Source organism: Klebsiella sp. BIGb0138, from assembly GCF_004342285.1.
In the GTDB taxonomy this organism is placed as follows: Bacteria; Pseudomonadota; Gammaproteobacteria; order Enterobacterales; family Enterobacteriaceae; genus Klebsiella.
This window is the reverse complement of record NZ_SMCV01000001.1, coordinates 609,370-628,064: the sequence shown is the minus strand read 5'-3', so window position 1 is coordinate 628,064 and position 18,695 is coordinate 609,370. Positions and strand designations below refer to the sequence as shown.

Genomic DNA, 18,695 nt, shown 5'->3' with positions numbered 1-18,695 from the left:
AGCGCTGGCCGCCGGGTTTTTACCTTCTCGCCTTAGCGCTCGACGGCATTGCCAATCGTTTCGTCGGCTTTCCAGATCCGGTATTTCACTTCGACGTTAGCTGGCGTGTAGACCACGATAGGCAGCTTGCTGTTATAGCGCAGCATACCGGCGTCACCTAATCCTGCGGTGATGAACTTACGCTCTTTTTTACCGTCCGGGCAGGCCATCATCGTGGAAACCGGGGCGGTCACGTTATCAAATACGTAGTAATCGTAGCCCCAGCCTTGCAGGGTTTTGCTTTCCAGCTGGCCGCCGAGGCGATGGCGATTACAGTCGACTTCCAGCGTTTGACCAATCATCAGCTCAACTTTTAAGGCGGATTCGTCCTGCTGTTCCGGCAGCTGAATCACCTGACGCTTCATGCCCTTCTCGGCCTTCGGGTAAGGGGCGACCTTTTCCAGAGGCTGTTCCGCGGCCAGCGCGCCGGTGGAAACGCAGGCAACCGCCAGCAGGGAAACAGCAAGCGTAGAGATTTTTTTCACGATTCGTCATCCTTTGTTATCGATCTTCAACGGCCAAAGACTAACACTCTTTAGTTAAATGGTAAGAATAATTTACCATTATTTTCATACTCCATAGTCTTATTAACTGGGTTTGTTGATTTATTTGCGTGCATTCACTGCCGTGTTGCGCTCTCTGAGCGTAAGATTCTTTTGGTTATCCCTGAGGGAATATTGCCACCAACAGAAACCGGCGATCCAACGTTAATAATCAGCAAACGAAGTTGTTTTTAGAGGCACTGATTCCAGCCTGACGGGTCAATACCTGTGAATGACAAGGCGTTATCAGGGACATGAATGGAAACAGAAGGTCTTTCGGGGGAAGCGGGCGGCTTCCCCCGGAAGATTACTCATCCCGACTGATTTTCCCTTCTTCGATAAAATCTTCATCAATCTCATCGGTGTTACCGGCATGCTCGCGGCCGGAGAGCAAATTCCAGCAGGCGATAAACAGCGCGGCGATCAGCGGACCAATGACAAAACCGTTGATCCCGTAAATCTCCATTCCGCCAAGGGTGGCGATCAGGATCAGATAATCCGGCATTTTGGTATCTTTACCCACCAGCAGCGGGCGCAGAATGTTGTCTACCAGACCGATGACGACGACGAAGAAGCCGACGATAAACGCCCCTTGCCATATCTGATCGGTCGCGAAGAGGAAGATGGCGGCCGGTACCCAGATAATGGCCGAGCCCACCGCCGGAATCAGCGACAGAAACGCCATGATGGCTCCCCACAGAATACTGCCATCAATCCCGGCGATAGAAAATGCAATCCCGCCCAGGATACCCTGCGCCAGAGCCACCGCCACGGTGCCTTTAACGGTGGCTCGCGATACGGCGGCGAACTTGGCGAACAGATGCTGCTTAACGTAGTTAGACAGCGGCAGAGCCTCGAGGAACAGCATCACCAGATACGGGCCATCTTTAAGCAGGAAAAACAGCAGATAGAGCATGATGCCGAAGCTGACGGTAAAGCCAAAGGTCCCCTTACCAATCAAAAACGCGCTGCCGGCCAGATACTGTCCGCCTTTCAGCGCAGCGTCTGAGAGCTGTTTCTGAATCTGCTCGGCACTGTCAAGGTCATGCTCAGAGAGGAAACTTCTGGCCCACTCAGGGAGATGGCCAAACAGGCTCGCCACCACCGCGGGGAACTGTGTGTCATTGTGCTGAAGCTTGGTGTACACCACGTTCAGTTCGAAGGCCAGCGACGAAATAATAATCGCCAACGGCGTAAAGACAATCAGGCAGATAATCACCACGGTCAACAGCGAAGCCAGACCGTTACGCTCGCCGAGGCGGGCGCGCAGGTTATTCTTAATCGGGTTAAAAATCACCGACAGAATCGCCGCCCACAGGATGGCGGAGTAATAAGGGGAGAGAACATTAAAAAAGGCGAGGCTGACCATCAGCAAAATCAGGATAAAAAATCCCTTCGTAAGTCCATTAACTCTCATATTCAGTGTTCCGGTATACAGGCAAGTAGCTCGAATAATAGAAGCTATTCTTCGATTTACAATCACTATTGATCGTAGTTTCTTCGTCAGCAGCCGAAATGGCGGCTGCCACCTGTGGCTGGCATGGCGATTACTGGCCGCCGCGGCCGGGCAGAATCGGGCATTAAAAAACCCGCAAACTCAGAGAGAATGCGGGTTCTTAAGGGGTTACCGGTCGTTGCAATAACTTACCGGTGAATGATTTGGTCGGCACGAGAGGATTTGAACCTCCGACCCCCGACACCCCATGACGGTGCGCTACCAGGCTGCGCTACGTGCCGACGCGTGGGGGATAATATTACCCGTTCCCCGACCGAATGCAAGCCGGGAAACGGCTGATTGATTCATAATTAATCAATCAGTTAGCGATGAAGCGTTTTTCATCCGTCAGGATCTGCAGCAGCAGGCTGAGCTGAGGTTTGCGGTTATCGATCTTCTTGCCTTCGCTGTTCCAGGTACTGTAGGTCCCGTTGTGGTTTAGCACCACGGTGGACTCTGGCGAAGTGACGGCCAGCGTATCGCCGTTTGCCGCGGTGACCCAGCTGCGGCGGCGCGCCGGGCTGAACAGATCTTCACCCTGCGAATACTCGTTGGCAGGGGTGGAGACGTGCAGCAGACGCTGCATCAGGGTCGTCATCACATCTTTGTTATCGGTCAGCGCGGCGATGTTCTGCGCCGGGATGCCCGGCCAGTGAATCACCAGCGGCACCTGCAGCTGATCCCGTGACCACTCAAACTGCCCATGGCGTGGATTCAGCGGCATACCGTGACCGGCGGTAACGATCACTACGGTATTGTCGAGTTTGCCCGCGTCACGCAGGGTGCTCAGCACCCGGCCGATTTGCGTATCGACATCGCCCGCGGCGCGGCTATAGCGGCGGACAAAGTTTTGCTGCTGGCCGTTATCCAGGGTCGTGCCATTGAGTGAAATCCACGAGAACCAACGGTTTTCATCCTGCGCGTAGCGGTTCAGCCAGCTAATCCACTGGCTTGCCGTTTGTTCATCGCTTTGCGTTTTCGCCCCCGGCAGGGAGAAATCAGACAGCAGCGCCTGGCGATAGAGCGGGCTGCTGAAGCCGTCGGAGGAGAACAGTCCCAGCTGATAGCCCTGCTGGTTCAGAGCGGTAATCAGCGCCGCCGGAATACGGGCCGACAGGACGCCATCCATATAGCCCGGTGAAATCCCGTAGAACAGGCCAAAAATGCCGTTATCCGTGGTATTGCCGGAGCTCATATGCTGAGTGAAGTTGACGCTTTCTTTGGCAAAACCGGCCAGCTCCGGCATGTTCTTCTCAAAACGCGAATAGTTCAGGTTATCGACGGTGATCAGCAGCACGTTATAGCCGGCCCCGAGGTCGCGATAACGCAGGGGACTCAGCGGATACTCGACGGAGACCGCTTCCGGCGCGCCTTGTTCTACCAGACGACGCTGATAGTCCTGCGCGTCAAGCAGGCCGTGTTTCTCGAGGAAACGGCGTGCCGTCATCGGATAGGAGAGCGGCAGATTCGCTCGCTGCATGGTAATCGGGCGATAGAAATTCGCATCCGCCCAGATATAGATCAGGTGGCTGCTGATAAAAGAGAGAAAGAAAAACCAGGCAATCGGCCGGACATAGCGGCGGCGACGCGTCAGGCTGCGCAGCTTCTGCCAGCTCCAGGTGGCAAAGAGCATTTCCAGCAGGAAGATAACCGGCACGCTGATAAACATCAGCTGCCAGTCGCGCGCCATCTCGTTCTGATCGGGGTTGATCACCAGTTCCCAGACAATCGGGTTAAGATGCAGGTGGAAACGGGTAAAAACTTCGCTATCAATCAGCAGGAGCGTCATCCCCGCGGTCGCCAGAATGACCGACAGGAAGCGCATTAATCGTTGCGATATGACGATAAAGGTCAGCGGGAAAAGAATCAGTACATAGCTGGTGAACACCAGAAAGCTGAAGTGACCAACGAGGCTGACGTACGAGAAGATACGTCCGCCCAGCGTCGTTGGCCAGTCGGCGACAAAAAGATAGCGGCTGCCGAGCACCATGGCCAACACTATGTTGAACAGGGCGAACCAGTGCCCCCAGCTGACCATCTGGGAGATTTTTTCTCGGTAGGGCTGACGAAGAGTCACCATATACAGTTGTTGGTTATCCTTAGTGCGCCGGATCGTCGTTGATCGAAGACTGCAAAGCCTGGGCAAAAGAACGGGCGATCGCCTGACGCTGCGCCGGCGCGACGCTACTATTGATCAGGTTGGTCACCATATTGCCCAGCACCATCAGTGAAAGGTCAACGGGGGCTTTGTGTGTTTCCAGCACGTGGGTCAGCTCGCTGAGCAGCTGTTCGACGTGTTCATCACTATAGCGGGATAATTGCGGCATAAACTCAAAATCTGTTTGTTCGTGAAAGGGCAACATATTACCGTAGCAGCAGCTTTTTTTCCGCATTTTTTCGCCACGGCGCAAAAGCGCGCAGGATCGCGAGTCTCTGGTCGTTGCGGAGTCACGCGACGGTTGCGTCGCCGTCCCGGCGGTGGTTGAATACCGCCCGGTCTAAAAGGAGAGTTTAACATGAGTCTGGATATCGACCAGATTGCCCTGCATCAGTTAATTAAACGTGATGAACAAAACCTGGAACTGGTGCTGCGCGATTCCTTGCTGGAACCGAATGCGACGGTCGTGGAGATGATGGCCGAGCTGCATCGGGTCTATAGCGCAAAAAACAAAGCCTACGGCCTGTTTAACGAAGAGAGCGAGCTGGCGCAGGCTCTGCGCCAGCAGCGTCAGGGAGAAGAAGCGTTTCTCCCGTTCAGCCGTGCGGCAACCGGCCGTCTGCGCGACGAGCTGGCGAAATATCCTTTCGCCGAAGGCGGTATCGTGCTGTTCTGTCAGTATCGCTACCTGGCGGTAGAGTACCTGCTGGTGGCGGTGCTGAATAACTTAAGCAGCATGCGCGTTAATGAAGATCTGGATATCAGCTCCACCCACTATCTGGATATCAATCATGCCGACATCGTGGCGCGTATTGATTTAACCGAGTGGGAAACCAACCCGGAATCGACCCGCTATCTGACCTTTTTGAAAGGCCGGGTCGGGCGGAAAGTGGCCGATTTCTTCATGGATTTCCTCGGCGCCAGCGAAGGGCTGAACGCCAAAGCGCAGAACCGCGGCCTGCTGCAGGCGGTGGATGATTTTACTTCCGACGCGCAGCTGGACAAATCCGAGCGACAGAACGTGCGCCAGCAGGTTTACGCCTACTGCAACGAACAGCTGCAGGCCGGGGAGGAGATTGAGCTGGAATCCTTATCCAAAGAGCTTGCCGGAGTGAGTGAGAAGAGTTTCCAGGCGTTTACCGCAGAACAAGGGTATGAGCTGGAAGAGAGCTTCCCGGCGGATCGCAGCACGCTACGACAGCTGACTAAGTTTGCCGGTAGCGGCGGCGGGTTAACGATTAACTTCGATGCCATGCTGCTGGGCGAGCGGGTGTTCTGGGATCCGGCGACGGATACCCTGACTATCAAAGGCACGCCGCCCAACCTGCGCGATCAGCTTCAGCGCCGAACCTCCGGCGGGAGCTGATCGCGAACACCCTCAGCTTCGGCTGGGGGTGTTTGCCCTGTAGCGAACACCGGCGCGGCGCGTTTTAATCCCGCACTGCGCCAGCTGCGCCTCATCCACCAGGTCATCGACCAGCGCGACGGCACTGTCGGGGCTATGGGTTATGATAGCCCAGGCCAAATCAGCGCGGCCGCTCGTTGAACAACGGCCTGTTTTGCGGCGATTTGTACGTTTTTTGTTGTTGCACCGGGGGGCTGAACGCGGCATCGCTCCTTGCTCCGGGCGGCGCAAGGAGCGGTCACGCTTAGCGTAGCTTTTGGGCGATGGCGCTATACATCAGCGCCGCTTCCAGCGGCTGGGCAGTAAATGAAGGCTCAGCCTGCGGCCAGGTTGACCACTGCACAATCACCAGATGTTCCGCGCGGTTGACCATGATCACCTGACCATAGATACCCAGCGCCCACAGCGACCCTTTCAACCCTTCCTGCGGGGTGGGCGCAACGTTTTTGGCGTTTTGAGGTATCGCATTGTTCCACCATTGATAGCCATAAATTCCCTCCGGGTGCGCCGGCGAGACGGAGTTCAGCGCAGTGGTCCAGGCGGAGGATTGGTCAAACCAACCGTCGGGAACCAGTCGTTTACCGTTGGGCAGGCGTCCGTCGCGGGCGACAAATTCACCGAAGCGACCCCAGTCTTCCAGGGTGGCGTTGAAGCCATGAGCGCCGACGTCATGTTTGCCCTGCTGATAGGCATGCCAGACGCCATCGTGGGCCATTCCACCCGGCTGCCACAGGGTTTGTTCCAGCCATGCGGCAAGCGGCATTCCGGTGGCGCGCTCCAGCACATCTCCCAGCAGCCACGCGCCGCCGGAAGAGTAGGACCACTGCTCGCCGGCCGGATGCGCGCGTTGCAGGGAGGCGACAATCTTGCGTACGCAATCGTAGGCGCCCGGATGCGCCTCGCACTGGGTCAGGCGGGCGAAATGGGACTGCGGGTTGGTGTAGTCTTCATTCCATTCGACGCCGGAGGTGTGCTGAATCAGCTGACGGAGGGTGACGCCATCCCAGGCTGTGCCTTTCAGTTCGGCTTCATAATCGGTGACCCGGTCATCCAGCGTATGGATTTTACCTTGCTGAATCGCGATACCCACTAACGTCGAGACCACCGCTTTGCCCACCGAACGTGACGTCCACAGCGTGGTGTCGGTATTGCCGGCGCCAAGGTATTTATAGGCAATTTTGCCCTCTTTCAGCACCAGAAAACCGGTGACATTCTGGCGCTTCAGATAATCCTGCAGGTTCCAGGTGTGACCGTTTAGCGTATAGCTGACATCGGTCAGCGGCTGGTCTGCCTGCTGTAGCGCTACCGGGGTACCGTGATGGAAGACATCGCCGCGATAGTTACGATAGTCGTTACGAAACCCGATAACGCGATCGGACCGATCCCAGTTGAGCATCTCTTTTTTGTCCGGCAGCGTTTGGTCAAACGGCGTGGGGCAGACATCCAGCATCACGCCGCCGCATGACGCCTGCGACTGCGGTTGCGCGATGCTCACGGCGGGGAATATCGCCAGCATCAGCGCCAGGGCCAGCGGTTTTGCGCTTTTTATCTTTGTCATCAGAGATTCCTTATTAGCAATAACGAGCAGGCCCGCAGTATATAAACCGTTCCTGACAGGCTAAAATCAGCCTATGGGGGATTTTCCCCCGAAGGAAAAGATGAGATGACAACGCTACACTACTCCTTTGCCCAGATTGAGGCCTTTGCCACCATTGCCGAGACGGGCAGCCTGTCGCGGGCCGCCATTCGCCTTGGCAAAGACCGCACCACGCTGCGTGATCTGCTGGATTATCTGGAAGATGCGTTGGGATACACGCTGTTTCTGCGCGCAGGCCGCAGCCTGGCGTTAACCGCCGAAGGGGAGCAGCTATTTCGCCAGGCGCATTTACTGCTGCGCCAGGCCCAGGCGTTTGAATCGTTTGCGCAGACGCTGCCGCGCACGGCGTGTCAGGCGCTACGGGTAGTCTACGATCCGTTTGTGCCCCGGCGGTTTCTCTGCGCGCTGGCGGACACGCTGGCCCGGCGTCAGCTGCGGCTGAGCTGCTGGAGCGCGTCGCGGTGGGAGGCGGAGCAGGCGCTGGCCGCGGGGGAAGCCGATATGGCCATTTGCCAGGCCAATAACCGCACGCTCGGCAGCGAGATGGAGTGGCGGGCGCTGGGCGTCGTTGACCTGGGTTTTTATGCCGCAGAACGGCTGTTCGCCGACTGCGCGCGTCCGCTGACGCTACTCAATCTGTCTTTGGTGCCGCAGCTGGTGATGCATCGTCGCGCTGATGAGCAAATCGCCCGACGGGTGCAGATCTCAGGGCATACGCTGTATATGAATGAGAAAGCGCTGTTGCGTCATGCGTTACAGCAGGGGCAGGGGTGGGGATTCTTGCCCGATCATTTCCAGGCCGCCGACTGGGCTGGAGTGAAGGAGATTGCAACTGAGGTGGGTAGCCAGGGTCTGAACGTCACGATGGTGATGCTGTGGCTGCCGGGGATGAATAAACACCGGACGCTGGGCGAGGCGATCGATTTTGCCCCTCAGCTGTGGGAACGAAGCGCATAACAAAACGCCCCGGACCTTGCGGACCGGGGCGTTTGCCACTCAACGTTGTATCGCGATTAAGCGCGAACGAAGTCGATGTGAGTCAGTTTTGGCTTGAACGCGTGACGCTGAACAGCCTGAACTTTAACTTTTTCTTCTTTACCATCGATAACGATGGTCAGAACTTCACCGTAGAACTCAGCTTTGGTCTGAATGTTCCACACTTTGTCCTGGTCCAGCTCAATTGCTACCGGAGCAGCTTCGCCGCCATAGATGATGGCCGGGAATTTGTTAGCTGCACGCAGGCGGCGGCTCGCACCCTTACCCTGCTCTTTACGTACTTCTGCGTCGATAGTAAACATTGATGTCTCTCTATATTTAAATCCTGCTACAGGCGACCCAGCAGCAGGCAGATGATCTGCTTTGCGAATGCAAAAGCGGGCGGCATTATATCCACCTATGGCCCTGACAGCAATCAAAACCTCAGCCGCAAAGGCGATTAACGCAGTTCATTGGCCCGTCGGAAACGTCCCTGATAGTCGAACACTTTCTCACGTACCTGCCAGTATTGCCCCTTCATGCGCGCGACGACGAAGTCCGGATGGCGGAGCAGCGGCTGCTGGGCGAGGATGTCGGCAGGCGTTATCCAGCGCAGCGGCACGCCCGGCGTACGGGTATGCGGGCGAATAAACAGCTGTTCAAACGCGGTGCGCTGGGCGGGCGTCTGTAAGCGGAAGCGTTCGCTGACGTCGGTGCCGTCCTCATCGTAATAGGTGATTTTTAGCCACGGACCCTTATCGTCGGCGCCGTGCTGCAGGTCCATGCCGCTACAGCGCAGCACCAGCGCATCTTTGAGCTTCAGCGCCGCCTTCAGCATATCATCGGGGTCCACCAGAATGGTGTCGCACTCGCGGCAGCGGCGGGCGGCAATGTCATTCTCCGCATGACACTGCGGGCAGTTCTTAAAGCGAAAACGAAAATCGCACTGTTCGCGATGGCCGTCATCATCCTCAAACCAGCCCTGGCAGCGGCGGCCAAAATGTTCGATCAGCGTACCGTCGGCAGTGGTTTTACCCCAGAAGGTATTGGCGAAACCGCAGGCCGGGCAGAAGACCTGCACCGGGACGTTGTCGCTCTTGCCCTTAGGGGCACCGACTTCCGGGGCGTAAAGGTCGTGAGGATTGCCGGCATAGTCGAGAATCAGGCAGTCGGTTTTCCCCGGCGCGAGGCGCAGGCCGCGGCCGACGATCTGCTGATACAGACTGACCGACTCGGTGGGGCGCAGGATGGCGATCAGATCGACGTGCGGCGCGTCGAACCCGGTGGTCAGCACCGCAACGTTCACCAGATAACGATACTGCTGCGCTTTAAAGGCTTCGATGATCCGGTCGCGCTGCGGCCCGGGCGTTTCCCCGGTAATCAGTTCCGCTTCGCCGGCGGGGAGCAGGCCGCTAATTTCCCGCGCGTGCTCCACCGTGGAGGCAAAAATCATCACCCCTTTACGCGCCTTTGCAAACTCGACGATCTGGCTGACAATGTGTGGCGTAATGCGCCGCTGCTTTTTCAGCTCAAGGTTGAGGTCGGCTGCGCTAAACAGGCCGTTGCTCTGCGGCTGAAGGCGGCTGAAATCATACTGTACCACCGGCATATCGAGGCGTTCCGGGGGCGTCAGATAGCCGTGCTTAATCATATAGCGCAGCGGCAGCTCATAAATACAGTCGCGAAACAGCGCCTTCTCGTCACCGCGCACCATGCCGTGATAATGAAACTGGTAGATCCAGCCTTTGCCCAGCCGGAACGGCGTGGCGGTCAGGCCGAGCAGGCGCAGCTGAGGGTTAACCTGCTGTAAATGGCTGATAATTTGCTGGTACTGGCTGTCGTCGTCATCGCTGATGCGGTGGCACTCATCGACAATCAGCAGCGAAAACTCCCCCTGAAACTGTTCAAGATTACGCGCCACCGACTGCACGCTGCCAAACACCACTTTACCGTGGCTCTCCTTGCGTTTCAGCCCGGCGGCGAAGATATCCGCCTGCAGGCCGAGGGCGCAATACTTCGCGTGGTTCTGCGCGACCAGCTCTTTGACGTGCGCCAGCACCAGCACGCGGCCGCGCGCCAGGCGCGCCAGTTCAGCGATGACCAGGCTTTTACCGGCGCCGGTGGGCAGAACGATAGCTGCGGGTTCATGGTGGCGGCGAAACCAGGCTAAGGTGGCGTCGACCGCCTCTTTTTGGTAGGGGCGTAATGTAAAAGTCATGGATTTACTGGCGTTAATTAACTCGCAAATAGTATGCCACGAATCTTTTCCCTTGAGTGGCGTTAAGAGCCCGTTATACTAGCCAATGAACTTCTTCTTTTTCGGGCGTTTGCCCGCTCCAGCATTATTACAGGCTAAAAAAATCTCATGCGACTTGATAAGTTTATCGCTCAGCAACTTGGCGTCAGTCGGGCTATTGCCGGGCGTGAAATCCGCAGCAGCCGCGTTCTCGTGGACGGCGAAATCGTGAAAGACGCCTCGTTCAAGCTCCTGCCGGAGCACGACGTGGAGTATGACGGTAATCCGCTGACCCAGCAGAACGGCCCGCGCTACTTTATGCTCAACAAGCCGCAGGGATACGTGTGCTCTACCGACGATCCTGACCATCCGACGGTGCTCTATTTCCTCGATGTGCCGGTGGCGCACAAACTGCATGCCGCCGGCCGGCTGGATATCGACACCACCGGGCTGGTGCTGATGACCGATGACGGGCAGTGGTCGCACCGCATTACCTCCCCGCGCCACCACTGCGAGAAAACCTATCTGGTGTCGCTGGAAAACCCGGTGGATGAGCAAACGGCCGAACGGTTTGCCAAAGGAATTCAGCTGCATAACGAAAAAGAGCTGACCAAACCTGCGCGCCTTGAAGTGCTGACGCCGACGGAAGTCCGCCTGACCATCAGTGAAGGGCGTTACCATCAGGTGAAACGGATGTTCGCGGCGGTGGGGAACCACGTGGTCGGCCTGCATCGTGAACGTATTGGCGACATTATGCTGGATGAATCTCTGGAGCCTGGCGAATATCGCCCGTTGACGGAAGACGAGATCGCCAGCGTTGGCCTCCAGCATGCGCGGAGTAAAACGTGACGGCAAAGCAGAATTCTTCATTAGGGATTGTGTTTATTCTTGGCCTGCTGGCCATGTTGATGCCCCTGTCAATTGATATGTATCTCCCGGCGCTGCCGGTGATCTCGGCACAGTTTAATGTGCCGGACGGCAGCGCGCAGATGACGCTCAGTACCTATATTCTGGGCTTTGCGTTAGGTCAGCTGCTGTATGGCCCGATGGCCGACAGCATCGGCCGTAAGCCGGTGATCCTCGGGGGAACGTTGATTTTCGCCGCGGCGGCGGTGGCCTGCGCGCTATCGCAGACCATCGAGATGCTGATTAGTATGCGTTTCTTCCATGGCCTGGCGGCTGCGGCGGCGAGCGTGGTGATCAACGCCCTGATGCGCGACATCTATCCGAAGGAAGAGTTTTCGCGCATGATGTCGTTCGTCATGCTGGTCACCACCATTGCCCCGCTGGTGGCGCCAATGGTGGGCGGCGCCGTGTTGGTATGGTTCAGCTGGCACGCTATTTTCTGGATCCTCGCGCTGGCGGCGCTGCTGGCCTCGGCGATGATTGCGTTCTTCATCAGAGAAACGCTGCCGGTTGAACGGCGGCAAAAGTTTCGCATGCGCACCACGCTCGGTAACTTCGCGACCCTGTTCCGCCATAAGCGGGTGTTGAGCTATATGCTGGCGAGCGGCTTCAGCTTCGCCGGGATGTTCTCATTTCTCAGCGCCGGTCCGTTTGTGTACATCAATATTAACCACGTCTCCCCGCAGCACTTTGGTTACTATTTTGCGCTGAACATTGTCTTCCTGTTCATCATGACCATCATTAACAGCCGCTTTGTGCGCCGGGTAGGGGCGCTGAATATGTTCCGCGCCGGGCTGTGGATTCAGTTTGTGATGGCGGTATGGATGGTGGTTTGCGCGCTGCTGGATGTCGGATTCTGGGCGCTGGTGGTGGGAGTCGCGGCATTTGTCGGCTGCGTATCGATGGTCTCCTCCAACGGCATGGCGGTTATCCTCGATGAGTTTCCGCACATGGCGGGTACCGCCTCTTCGCTGGCGGGAACTTTCCGCTTTGGTATCGGGGCGATTATCGGCGCCTTGCTGTCGATGGCGACCTTTACCACCGCCTGGCCAATGCTTATTTCCATCGCGTTTTGCGCCAGCAGCTCGATTCTTTTCTATCTCTATGCCAGCCGGCGGCGAAAAATCGCCCATTAATACACCTTCCGGGGGGCGATTTCCGCCCCTTTTTTGATGCACATCAACCGCGATGGGCTTCAGGGTTCTGTAACTTGTTTCTTTTATGTAAAATAAATTAGTGTAAAAAGTCGCATTGTTGCGATAAAAAAGTTGTTTTGGATCACAGAAACGGGTACATATAGCCCCGATCTGTTTCCGCAGCGTAACTATAAAGTTCTGGATAATAAGCCGTTAACCCTGGCGCCATGCGGGTGTAAGCGTTTTCTATGCGGATGCAGGACTATTTGTCAACAGTGTGTTAATATTGATGTAAATTTATTGTGAAGTGCTTTGCTTCCGGGGAAACTAAGTGAATACACAACAACTCTCTATCGTACACCGTCTGCCGCAGAGCTATCGCTGGCTGGCCGGTTTTGCGGGTTCAAGAGTTGAACCGATTCCGCAAAACGGCGCGCAGAGCGAAAACAGCCTCGTGGCGTTGAAATTACTCAGCCCGGACGGTGAGAAAGCGTGGCCGGTCATGCATACGCTCAGCCAGGCGCTTAGCGACATCGAAGTCGACTGCTCCATCGTGGAGTGCGAAGGGGAGCCGTGTCTGTTCGTGAATCTGCAGGATGAGTTTGCGGCCACCTGCCGGCTGAAAAACTTCGGCGTGGCGATAGCTGAACCTTTCTCGGGTAACAATCCATTCTGACCGTCAGCTCAGCGCCAGAAGCTGGCGGGTATACTCCTGTTGCGGAGCGGTAAAGACGCGTTCGCACTCTCCCTGCTCGATAACTTCCCCCTGCCGCAGCACCATCACCTGATGACATACCGTGCGCACAACGCGCAAATCATGGCTGATAAAAATATAGGCCAGCTGATGCTTTTGCTGTAATGCTTTCAGCAGGGTCAGAATTTGCGCTTGTACGGTCTTGTCCAGCGATGAGGTCGGTTCATCGAGGACAATCAGCTGCGGTTTGACGATCAGCGCCCGGGCAATTGCAATACGCTGACGCTGACCGCCGGAAAACGCCGCCGGGTAGCGATGGCGGGTTTGCGGGTCGAGCCCGACCTCCTGCATCACCTGAATGACCGCCTGTTCACGGGCGGCCGGCGTGAGCGTAGGCTGGTGGACCCGCAGCCCTTCTTCAATAATCTGCAATACGTTCAGCCGGGGATTCAGCGACGAATTGGGATCCTGAAACACCACCTGCATCCGGCGGCGCAGCGGCAGCATCTGCCGGCGGCTGCGTCCCTGCAGCGGCAGGCCATCGAAGGCGATGGACCCCTCAGAGGCGATCAGGCGCAGCAGCGCCAGCCCGGTGGTGCTTTTTCCTGATCCGGACTCGCCCACCAGCCCCAGCGTTTCACCCGCGCGCAGCTGAAAGCTGAGCGCATTGACCACCCGATTACGATCGACCACCCGGCGGAGGATCCCTTTGCGAACCGGAAAAGCGACGCTGAGATCGGTGGCGTTGAGCAACAGCGGGGCATCTGCGGCCAGCGGGATTGGCAGGCCGCAGGGTTCGCTGTCCAGCAGCCGACGGGTATAGGGGTGTTCGGGGGCGGAGAACAGCGTGCGACAGTCGTTTTGCTCGACGCAGCGACCGTTTTGCATCACCGCGACGCGGTCTGCTAGCTGGCGGACGATGCTTAAGTTATGGGTGATAAACAGCAGCCCCATATTCAGCTCGTTTTTCAGCTCGCGTAAAAGCTGCAGAATTTGCGCCTGCACGGAGACATCCAGCGCGGTGGTGGGTTCGTCGGCAATCAACAGCTCCGGACGGGTGAGCAGGGCCATAGCGATCATCACCCGCTGGCGCTCGCCGCCGGACAGCTGGTGCGGATAGTCCGCCAGCCGGCGTAGGGGATGACGGATCCCTACCCGATCCAGGCAGTTCACTATTTCCCCGCGGGCGGCTTCCCGGCGCATACCGCGATGCAACGACAGCACCTCATAGAGCTGCTTTTCCAGGGTATGCAGCGGATTGAGCGACACCATCGGTTCCTGGAAAATCATCGCAATACGGTTGCCGCGGACTTTGCTCAAGGTACGCTCATCGGCATGCAGCAGCGACTGGCCGTGAAAACGGATGTCCCCGCCCGGGTAGCTGACCGGCGGCGAGGGAAGCAGGCGCAGCACCGAGAGCGCGGAGACGCTTTTCCCGGAGCCGGACTCACCCACCAGCGCCAGGGTCTCGCCCGCGGCAATGCGCAGCGACAGCTCGCTGACGACGGTCGTCGTTTCCCCTTGCTGACTGAAGGCGATGGAAAGGTTGTCTATTTCTAACAGTGGCTGCGTCATGTTATACCGCCTTGCCGGGGTCGAAGGCGTCGCGGACGGCTTCACCAATGAAAATCAATAACGTTAACAGTACCGCGACCGACAGAAAGGCGGCGATGCCCAGCCACGGCGCCTGCAGATTGTTTTTCCCCTGCAGCAGCAGTTCGCCAAGCGATGGCGAGCCGAGCGGCAGGCCGAAGCCGAGAAAATCCAGCGAGGTCAGGGTGGTGATGGAGCTGCACAGAATAAACGGCAGGAAGGTCAGGGTGGCGACCATGGCATTGGGCAGCATATGGCGCAGGATAATATGCCGATCGCTGACGCCCAGCGCCTGGGCGGCGCGAATATAGTCATAGTTACGGGTACGCAGAAACTCCGCGCGTACCACGCCCACCAGCGTCATCCAGCCAAACAGTACGGTAATAACCAGCAGCCACCAGAAGCCCGGCTGAACGACGCTGGAGAGCAGGATAATCAGGAACAGGGTCGGCATGCCTGACCACACTTCAATAAACCGCTGTCCCCACAGATCGAGCCGGCCGCCGTAGTAGCCCTGAACCGCCCCCGCCAGCACTCCCAGCACGCTGGAGAAAAAGGTCAGCAGCAGGCCGAACAGAATCGAAATCCGCGTACCGTATAAAATGCGGGCCAGCACATCTCCCCCGTTGGCATCGGTGCCCAGCCAGTTTTTCGCCGATGGCGGTGACGGGAAAGGGCTATCGGTGGCGAAGTTGATGCTGGTGGCGCCGAAGCGGACCGGTGCCCACAGCACCCAGCCGTGAGCGTCCAGCTGCTTTTGCAGCCACGGATCCTGGTAGTCGGCGGCGGTGGCGAAGTCGCCGCCAAAGGTCTTCTCGCTATAATTTTTCAATGCCGGAACGTACAGGCTGCCGCGATACTGCACCAGCAGCGGGCGGTCATTGGCAATAAGCTCCGCGCACAGGCTACAAACAAAGAGAATCGCAAACAGCCATAGCGCCAGGTAGCCGCGACGATTGTGGCGAAAGCGCGCCCAGCGGGCCTGATTGACGGGACTCAGAAATGACATCAGCGGCCCTCAAAATCGATGCGAGGATCGACCAGCGTGTAGCACAGATCGCTGACAATATTCAGCAGCAGGCCGATCAAGGTAAAGATATACAACGTGCCGAACATCACCGGATAATCGCGGGAAACGGTCGCCTCATAGCCCAGCAGCCCCAGGCCATTAAGAGAGAACATCACCTCGATGAGCAATGAGCCGGTAAAGAACATGCTGATAAACATCGCCGGGAAGCCAGCGATGACCAGCAGCATGGCATTGCGGAACACGTGTCCCCATAAAATTTGCTGCTCACTCACCCCTTTGGCGCGGGCGGTCACCACGTATTGTTTGCGGATCTCATCGAGAAAGCTGTTTTTGGTCAGCATGGTGAGGGCCGCAAAGCCGCCGATAACCGTCGCCAGCACCGGCAGGGTGATATGCCAGAGATAATCGAGGATCTTCTGATACCACGGCAGGCTGTCGAAGTTGGCTGACACCAGCCCGCGTAGCGGAAACAGGTCAAAGTAGCTGCCACCGGCGAAGATGACGATCAGGATAATGGCGAACAGGAACGCCGGGATGGCATAGCCGATAATAATCAGCGTACTGCTCCAGATATCGAACTGGCTGCCGTTGTTGACGGCCTTGCGGATCCCGAGCGGGATCGAGACCAGGTAGATAATTAAGGTGCTCCACAGCCCGAGGGTGATGGAGACCGGCATACTGTTTTTGATCAGCTGTAATACCGAGGCGCTGCGGAAAAGGCTGTCGCCAAAATCGAAGCGCAGGTAATCGCCGAGCATTTTCAGGTAGCGCTGATGAAGCGGTTTATCGAAGCCATAGCGGTGAGTAATCTCGGCAATCACTTCCGGATCGAGGCCGCGTCCGCCGCGATAATGGCCTTCGCTGACGTTGCCGACGCCGGTACGGGCGTGGCTGGCGGCCATACCGCTCTCTCCGGCGCCCGGCAAGCCGCCGCGATCGCCAAACTCAATTGCCGCAATGGCCTGATCGACCGGGCCGCCGGGGGCTATCTGGACAATAAAAAAGTTGATCGTGATGATCGCCCACAGGGTGGGGATTATCAGAAGCAACCGGCGGAGCAGGTATGCGCCCATCGTCATTCCTTACCGTCTGTCCGCGGGCAGTTTTGCCGCTTTGTTAACGTCATACCACCAGGTGTCAAAACCGGATGAGTAGATGGGGCGCGTTTGCGGGAAGGAGAACTTGTTCCAGTACGCGGTCCGATCCTGCGCCATATACCACATCGGCAGCATGTAGTAGTTCCAGGTGAGGACCCGGTCCAGCGCGCGCCCCAAAGGGAGAAGTTTCTGCTGGTTACCCTGCCAGCGAATGATCCCGGCAATCAGTTTATCCACCGCCGGGCTTTGAACTCCCGGCGCGTTGTAGCTTGAATGAATATATGACGAGTCCCAGGAGATCTGCAGGTCAGTCCCGGGCCAGGGCGTCGCGCGCCAGACGCTGGGCATCATATCGTAATCCCGGCTGCGGCGGCGGTTGCTGTATTGAGAGTTATCGACCTGACGAATATCCATGGTGATACCCAGGCGCTGCAGATTATGCTGGAACGGAAGCACCCAGCGATCGTTGCCCCCGGAAGGCAGCAGCAGCTCAAAGCGCAGCGGTTTGCCGCTTCTGGCATTCACCCGGCGCTGGTTTTTGACGACCCATCCCGCCTGATTAAGCAGCGCATCCGCCTGCAGCAGGTTGCTCCGATCGAAACCATCGCCGCGGGAGCGCGGCGGCTGGTAGATGTCGCTGAAGACCTCCGGCGGCAGATCGTTTTTCAGCGGCGTCAGCAGCGCGAGTTCATCGGCATCGGGTGCGTGACGGGCCGCATATTCGGTGTTCTGAAAGTAACTGTTCGCGCGGCTGTAGGCGCTGTAAAACAGCGCCTTGTTCATCCACTCGAAATCAAAGGCGAGGGTGATCGCCTCGCGGACCTGACGGTCGGCAAAAACCGGGCGCTGGATATTAAAGGCCAGCCATTGGGTATCCTGGGCCGAGGTATTTTGATACTGGTCTTTGACGATGTAGCCGTGGTCAAAGTTGCGTCCTACGTAGCGGGTGGCCCAGTTTTTGGCAATGGTCTCTTCACGACGGTCAACGGCGCCAGCCTTAAAGGCTTCAAAGGCGACGTTATCATCGAGATAGTAGTCGTAACGCAGGGTGTCGAAATTCCAGCGCCCGCGGTTAACCGGCAGATCGGCCGCCCAGTAGTCCTTGACCCGCGAATAAACGATGTACTGGCCCATCCGCCAGTCGGTAATACGGTAAGGCCCGCTGGCCAGCGGCGGGGCGGAGAGCGGATCGCTGAGCTTATGCTGGCGCCAGAATTTCTCCGGCATCACCGGCAGGGAGAGCAGACTCAGCATGTTCTCTTTACCCGGCTGCGCGAGGGTGATGCGTACGGTGAGCGGCGCGATGGCTTCGACGGTGGTCCCTTTGTAGAACAGGCGGAACTGGGGCACCCCTTCGGTCATAAATTTGTGGAAGGTAAAGGCGACGTCGGCGGCGGTTATCGGGCTGCCATCATGAAAGCGCGCGCGTGGGTTGAGGGTTATCTCCATCCATGAGAAGTCGTCGGCGTAGCGCGTGCGTTCGGCAATGAGCGGGTAATAGCTGCCCGGCTCGTCATCGGAAGTGGTGAACAGGGTATCGTACAGCGCATCGGTACGCACTCCTGGGTTGCCGCGCAGCGCGTAGCGGTTGAAGTTATCAAAGGTGCCAATGGCGGCAATGACGATCGCGCCCCCTTTCGGCGCCGCAGGATTAGCGTAATCGAAATGGTCAAAATCGACGCGGTATTTCGGCTCGCCTATGATGGCGAAAGTGGTGCTCTCTTTAATCATTTGCGCCTGGCTATTCAGGCTCAGCAGAGTCAGTAATATCAGGCAGATGCGCGCAAACATA

At 57.4% G+C, this 18,695-nt stretch carries 16 protein-coding genes and 1 tRNA gene; 5 read left to right on the top strand and 12 right to left on the bottom strand.

Annotation, left to right across the window (positions count from 1 at the left end; all coding sequences use genetic code 11):
• Positions 1–32: 32 nt before the first annotated feature.
• The 5 genes from eco to EDF73_RS02920 all read right to left on the bottom strand — a co-directional run bounded on the left by eco (position 33) and on the right by EDF73_RS02920 (position 4,403).
• A complete protein-coding gene (eco, locus tag EDF73_RS02940; RefSeq protein WP_132725545.1) occupies positions 33–524 on the bottom strand; it encodes a serine protease inhibitor ecotin in 492 nt (163 codons plus the stop codon).
• A 364-nt stretch (positions 525–888) separates the two neighbouring features.
• Complete coding sequence (locus EDF73_RS02935; RefSeq protein ID WP_132725543.1) at positions 889–1,998, bottom strand: AI-2E family transporter; 1,110 nt, start codon at positions 1,996–1,998, stop codon at positions 889–891.
• Positions 1,999–2,241: 243 nt separating this feature from the next.
• Positions 2,242–2,318: transfer RNA gene (locus EDF73_RS02930), tRNA-Pro, on the bottom strand.
• A 77-nt stretch (positions 2,319–2,395) separates the two neighbouring features.
• Entirely contained in the window at positions 2,396–4,156 is a 1,761-nt protein-coding gene (yejM, locus tag EDF73_RS02925; protein WP_132725541.1) for an LPS biosynthesis-modulating metalloenzyme YejM, read from the bottom strand.
• A gap of 19 nt (positions 4,157–4,175) precedes the next feature.
• The gene (locus EDF73_RS02920; RefSeq protein ID WP_132725538.1) at positions 4,176–4,403 is read right to left on the bottom strand and encodes a YejL family protein; all 228 of its coding nucleotides are present in this window, start codon (positions 4,401–4,403) and stop codon (positions 4,176–4,178) included.
• A gap of 189 nt (positions 4,404–4,592) precedes the next feature.
• Here EDF73_RS02920 and yejK point away from each other — a divergent pair, with 189 nt between their 5' ends.
• On the top strand, positions 4,593–5,600 hold the full coding sequence (yejK, locus tag EDF73_RS02915; RefSeq protein ID WP_132725535.1) for a nucleoid-associated protein YejK: 1,008 nt from the start codon (positions 4,593–4,595) through the stop codon (positions 5,598–5,600).
• 283 nt (positions 5,601–5,883) lie between these two features.
• On the opposite strand, the gene EDF73_RS02910 is transcribed toward yejK, so the two are convergent.
• Positions 5,884–7,197: a serine hydrolase gene (locus EDF73_RS02910; RefSeq protein ID WP_132725533.1), complete on the bottom strand. Its 1,314-nt coding sequence runs from the start codon at positions 7,195–7,197 to the stop codon at positions 5,884–5,886.
• Between the two features lie 105 nt (positions 7,198–7,302).
• Here EDF73_RS02910 and EDF73_RS02905 point away from each other — a divergent pair, with 105 nt between their 5' ends.
• Positions 7,303–8,193, top strand: coding sequence for a LysR family transcriptional regulator (locus tag EDF73_RS02905; RefSeq protein WP_132725531.1), 891 nt, complete (start codon positions 7,303–7,305; stop codon positions 8,191–8,193).
• A 56-nt stretch (positions 8,194–8,249) separates the two neighbouring features.
• On the opposite strand, the gene rplY is transcribed toward EDF73_RS02905, so the two are convergent.
• Positions 8,250–8,534 (bottom strand): 50S ribosomal protein L25, encoded by a 285-nt coding sequence (gene rplY / locus EDF73_RS02900; protein ID WP_132725528.1) that lies wholly within the window; start codon positions 8,532–8,534, stop codon positions 8,250–8,252.
• A 137-nt stretch (positions 8,535–8,671) separates the two neighbouring features.
• Positions 8,672–10,429 (bottom strand): DEAD/DEAH box helicase, encoded by a 1,758-nt coding sequence (locus EDF73_RS02895; RefSeq protein ID WP_132725526.1) that lies wholly within the window; start codon positions 10,427–10,429, stop codon positions 8,672–8,674.
• A gap of 147 nt (positions 10,430–10,576) precedes the next feature.
• On the opposite strand from EDF73_RS02895, the gene rsuA reads away from it, so the two are divergent.
• The 3 genes from rsuA (at position 10,577) to EDF73_RS02880 (ending at position 13,165) form a co-directional block, all read left to right on the top strand.
• Positions 10,577–11,296: a 16S rRNA pseudouridine(516) synthase RsuA gene (rsuA, locus tag EDF73_RS02890; RefSeq protein WP_132725523.1), complete on the top strand. Its 720-nt coding sequence runs from the start codon at positions 10,577–10,579 to the stop codon at positions 11,294–11,296.
• Positions 11,293–12,489, top strand: a complete 1,197-nt coding sequence (locus EDF73_RS02885) for a Bcr/CflA family multidrug efflux MFS transporter (protein ID WP_132725521.1) — start codon at positions 11,293–11,295, stop codon at positions 12,487–12,489. The genes rsuA and EDF73_RS02885 overlap by 4 nt, the downstream gene beginning before the upstream one ends.
• A gap of 331 nt (positions 12,490–12,820) precedes the next feature.
• On the top strand, positions 12,821–13,165 hold the full coding sequence (locus EDF73_RS02880; RefSeq protein ID WP_132725518.1) for a YejG family protein: 345 nt from the start codon (positions 12,821–12,823) through the stop codon (positions 13,163–13,165).
• 3 nt (positions 13,166–13,168) lie between these two features.
• On the opposite strand, the gene yejF is transcribed toward EDF73_RS02880, so the two are convergent.
• The 4 genes from yejF to EDF73_RS02860 are packed head-to-tail and all read right to left on the bottom strand — an operon-like array spanning position 13,169 to position 18,694.
• Positions 13,169–14,758 (bottom strand): microcin C ABC transporter ATP-binding protein YejF, encoded by a 1,590-nt coding sequence (gene yejF / locus EDF73_RS02875; protein ID WP_132725516.1) that lies wholly within the window; start codon positions 14,756–14,758, stop codon positions 13,169–13,171.
• A 1-nt stretch (position 14,759) separates the two neighbouring features.
• Positions 14,760–15,785 carry a microcin C ABC transporter permease gene (locus EDF73_RS02870; RefSeq protein WP_132725514.1) on the bottom strand — a complete coding sequence of 342 codons (1,026 nt, stop codon included), beginning with the start codon at positions 15,783–15,785 and terminating at the stop codon, positions 14,760–14,762.
• Complete coding sequence (locus tag EDF73_RS02865) at positions 15,785–16,879, bottom strand: microcin C ABC transporter permease YejB (RefSeq protein WP_132725511.1); 1,095 nt, start codon at positions 16,877–16,879, stop codon at positions 15,785–15,787. The genes EDF73_RS02870 and EDF73_RS02865 overlap by 1 nt, the downstream gene beginning before the upstream one ends.
• 9 nt (positions 16,880–16,888) lie before the next feature.
• The gene (locus EDF73_RS02860; RefSeq protein WP_132725509.1) at positions 16,889–18,694 is read right to left on the bottom strand and encodes an extracellular solute-binding protein; all 1,806 of its coding nucleotides are present in this window, start codon (positions 18,692–18,694) and stop codon (positions 16,889–16,891) included.
• Position 18,695 lies beyond the last annotated feature (1 nt).

Coding starts and splice junctions, on each gene's coding strand:
- EDF73_RS02860 (WP_132725509.1), bottom strand. CDS start 18,694: ATGTTTGCGCGCATCTGCCTGATATTACTGACTCTGCTGAGCCTGAAT.
- rplY (WP_132725528.1), bottom strand. CDS start 8,534: ATGTTTACTATCGACGCAGAAGTACGTAAAGAGCAGGGTAAGGGTGCG.
- EDF73_RS02865 (WP_132725511.1), bottom strand. CDS start 16,879: ATGGGCGCATACCTGCTCCGCCGGTTGCTTCTGATAATCCCCACCCTG.
- EDF73_RS02870 (WP_132725514.1), bottom strand. CDS start 15,785: ATGTCATTTCTGAGTCCCGTCAATCAGGCCCGCTGGGCGCGCTTTCGC.
- yejM (WP_132725541.1), bottom strand. CDS start 4,156: ATGGTGACTCTTCGTCAGCCCTACCGAGAAAAAATCTCCCAGATGGTC.
- EDF73_RS02935 (WP_132725543.1), bottom strand. CDS start 1,998: ATGAGAGTTAATGGACTTACGAAGGGATTTTTTATCCTGATTTTGCTG.
- EDF73_RS02910 (WP_132725533.1), bottom strand. CDS start 7,197: ATGACAAAGATAAAAAGCGCAAAACCGCTGGCCCTGGCGCTGATGCTG.
- rsuA (WP_132725523.1), top strand. CDS start 10,577: ATGCGACTTGATAAGTTTATCGCTCAGCAACTTGGCGTCAGTCGGGCT.
- yejF (WP_132725516.1), bottom strand. CDS start 14,758: ATGACGCAGCCACTGTTAGAAATAGACAACCTTTCCATCGCCTTCAGT.
- EDF73_RS02920 (WP_132725538.1), bottom strand. CDS start 4,403: ATGCCGCAATTATCCCGCTATAGTGATGAACACGTCGAACAGCTGCTC.
- EDF73_RS02895 (WP_132725526.1), bottom strand. CDS start 10,429: ATGACTTTTACATTACGCCCCTACCAAAAAGAGGCGGTCGACGCCACC.
- EDF73_RS02905 (WP_132725531.1), top strand. CDS start 7,303: ATGACAACGCTACACTACTCCTTTGCCCAGATTGAGGCCTTTGCCACC.
- yejK (WP_132725535.1), top strand. CDS start 4,593: ATGAGTCTGGATATCGACCAGATTGCCCTGCATCAGTTAATTAAACGT.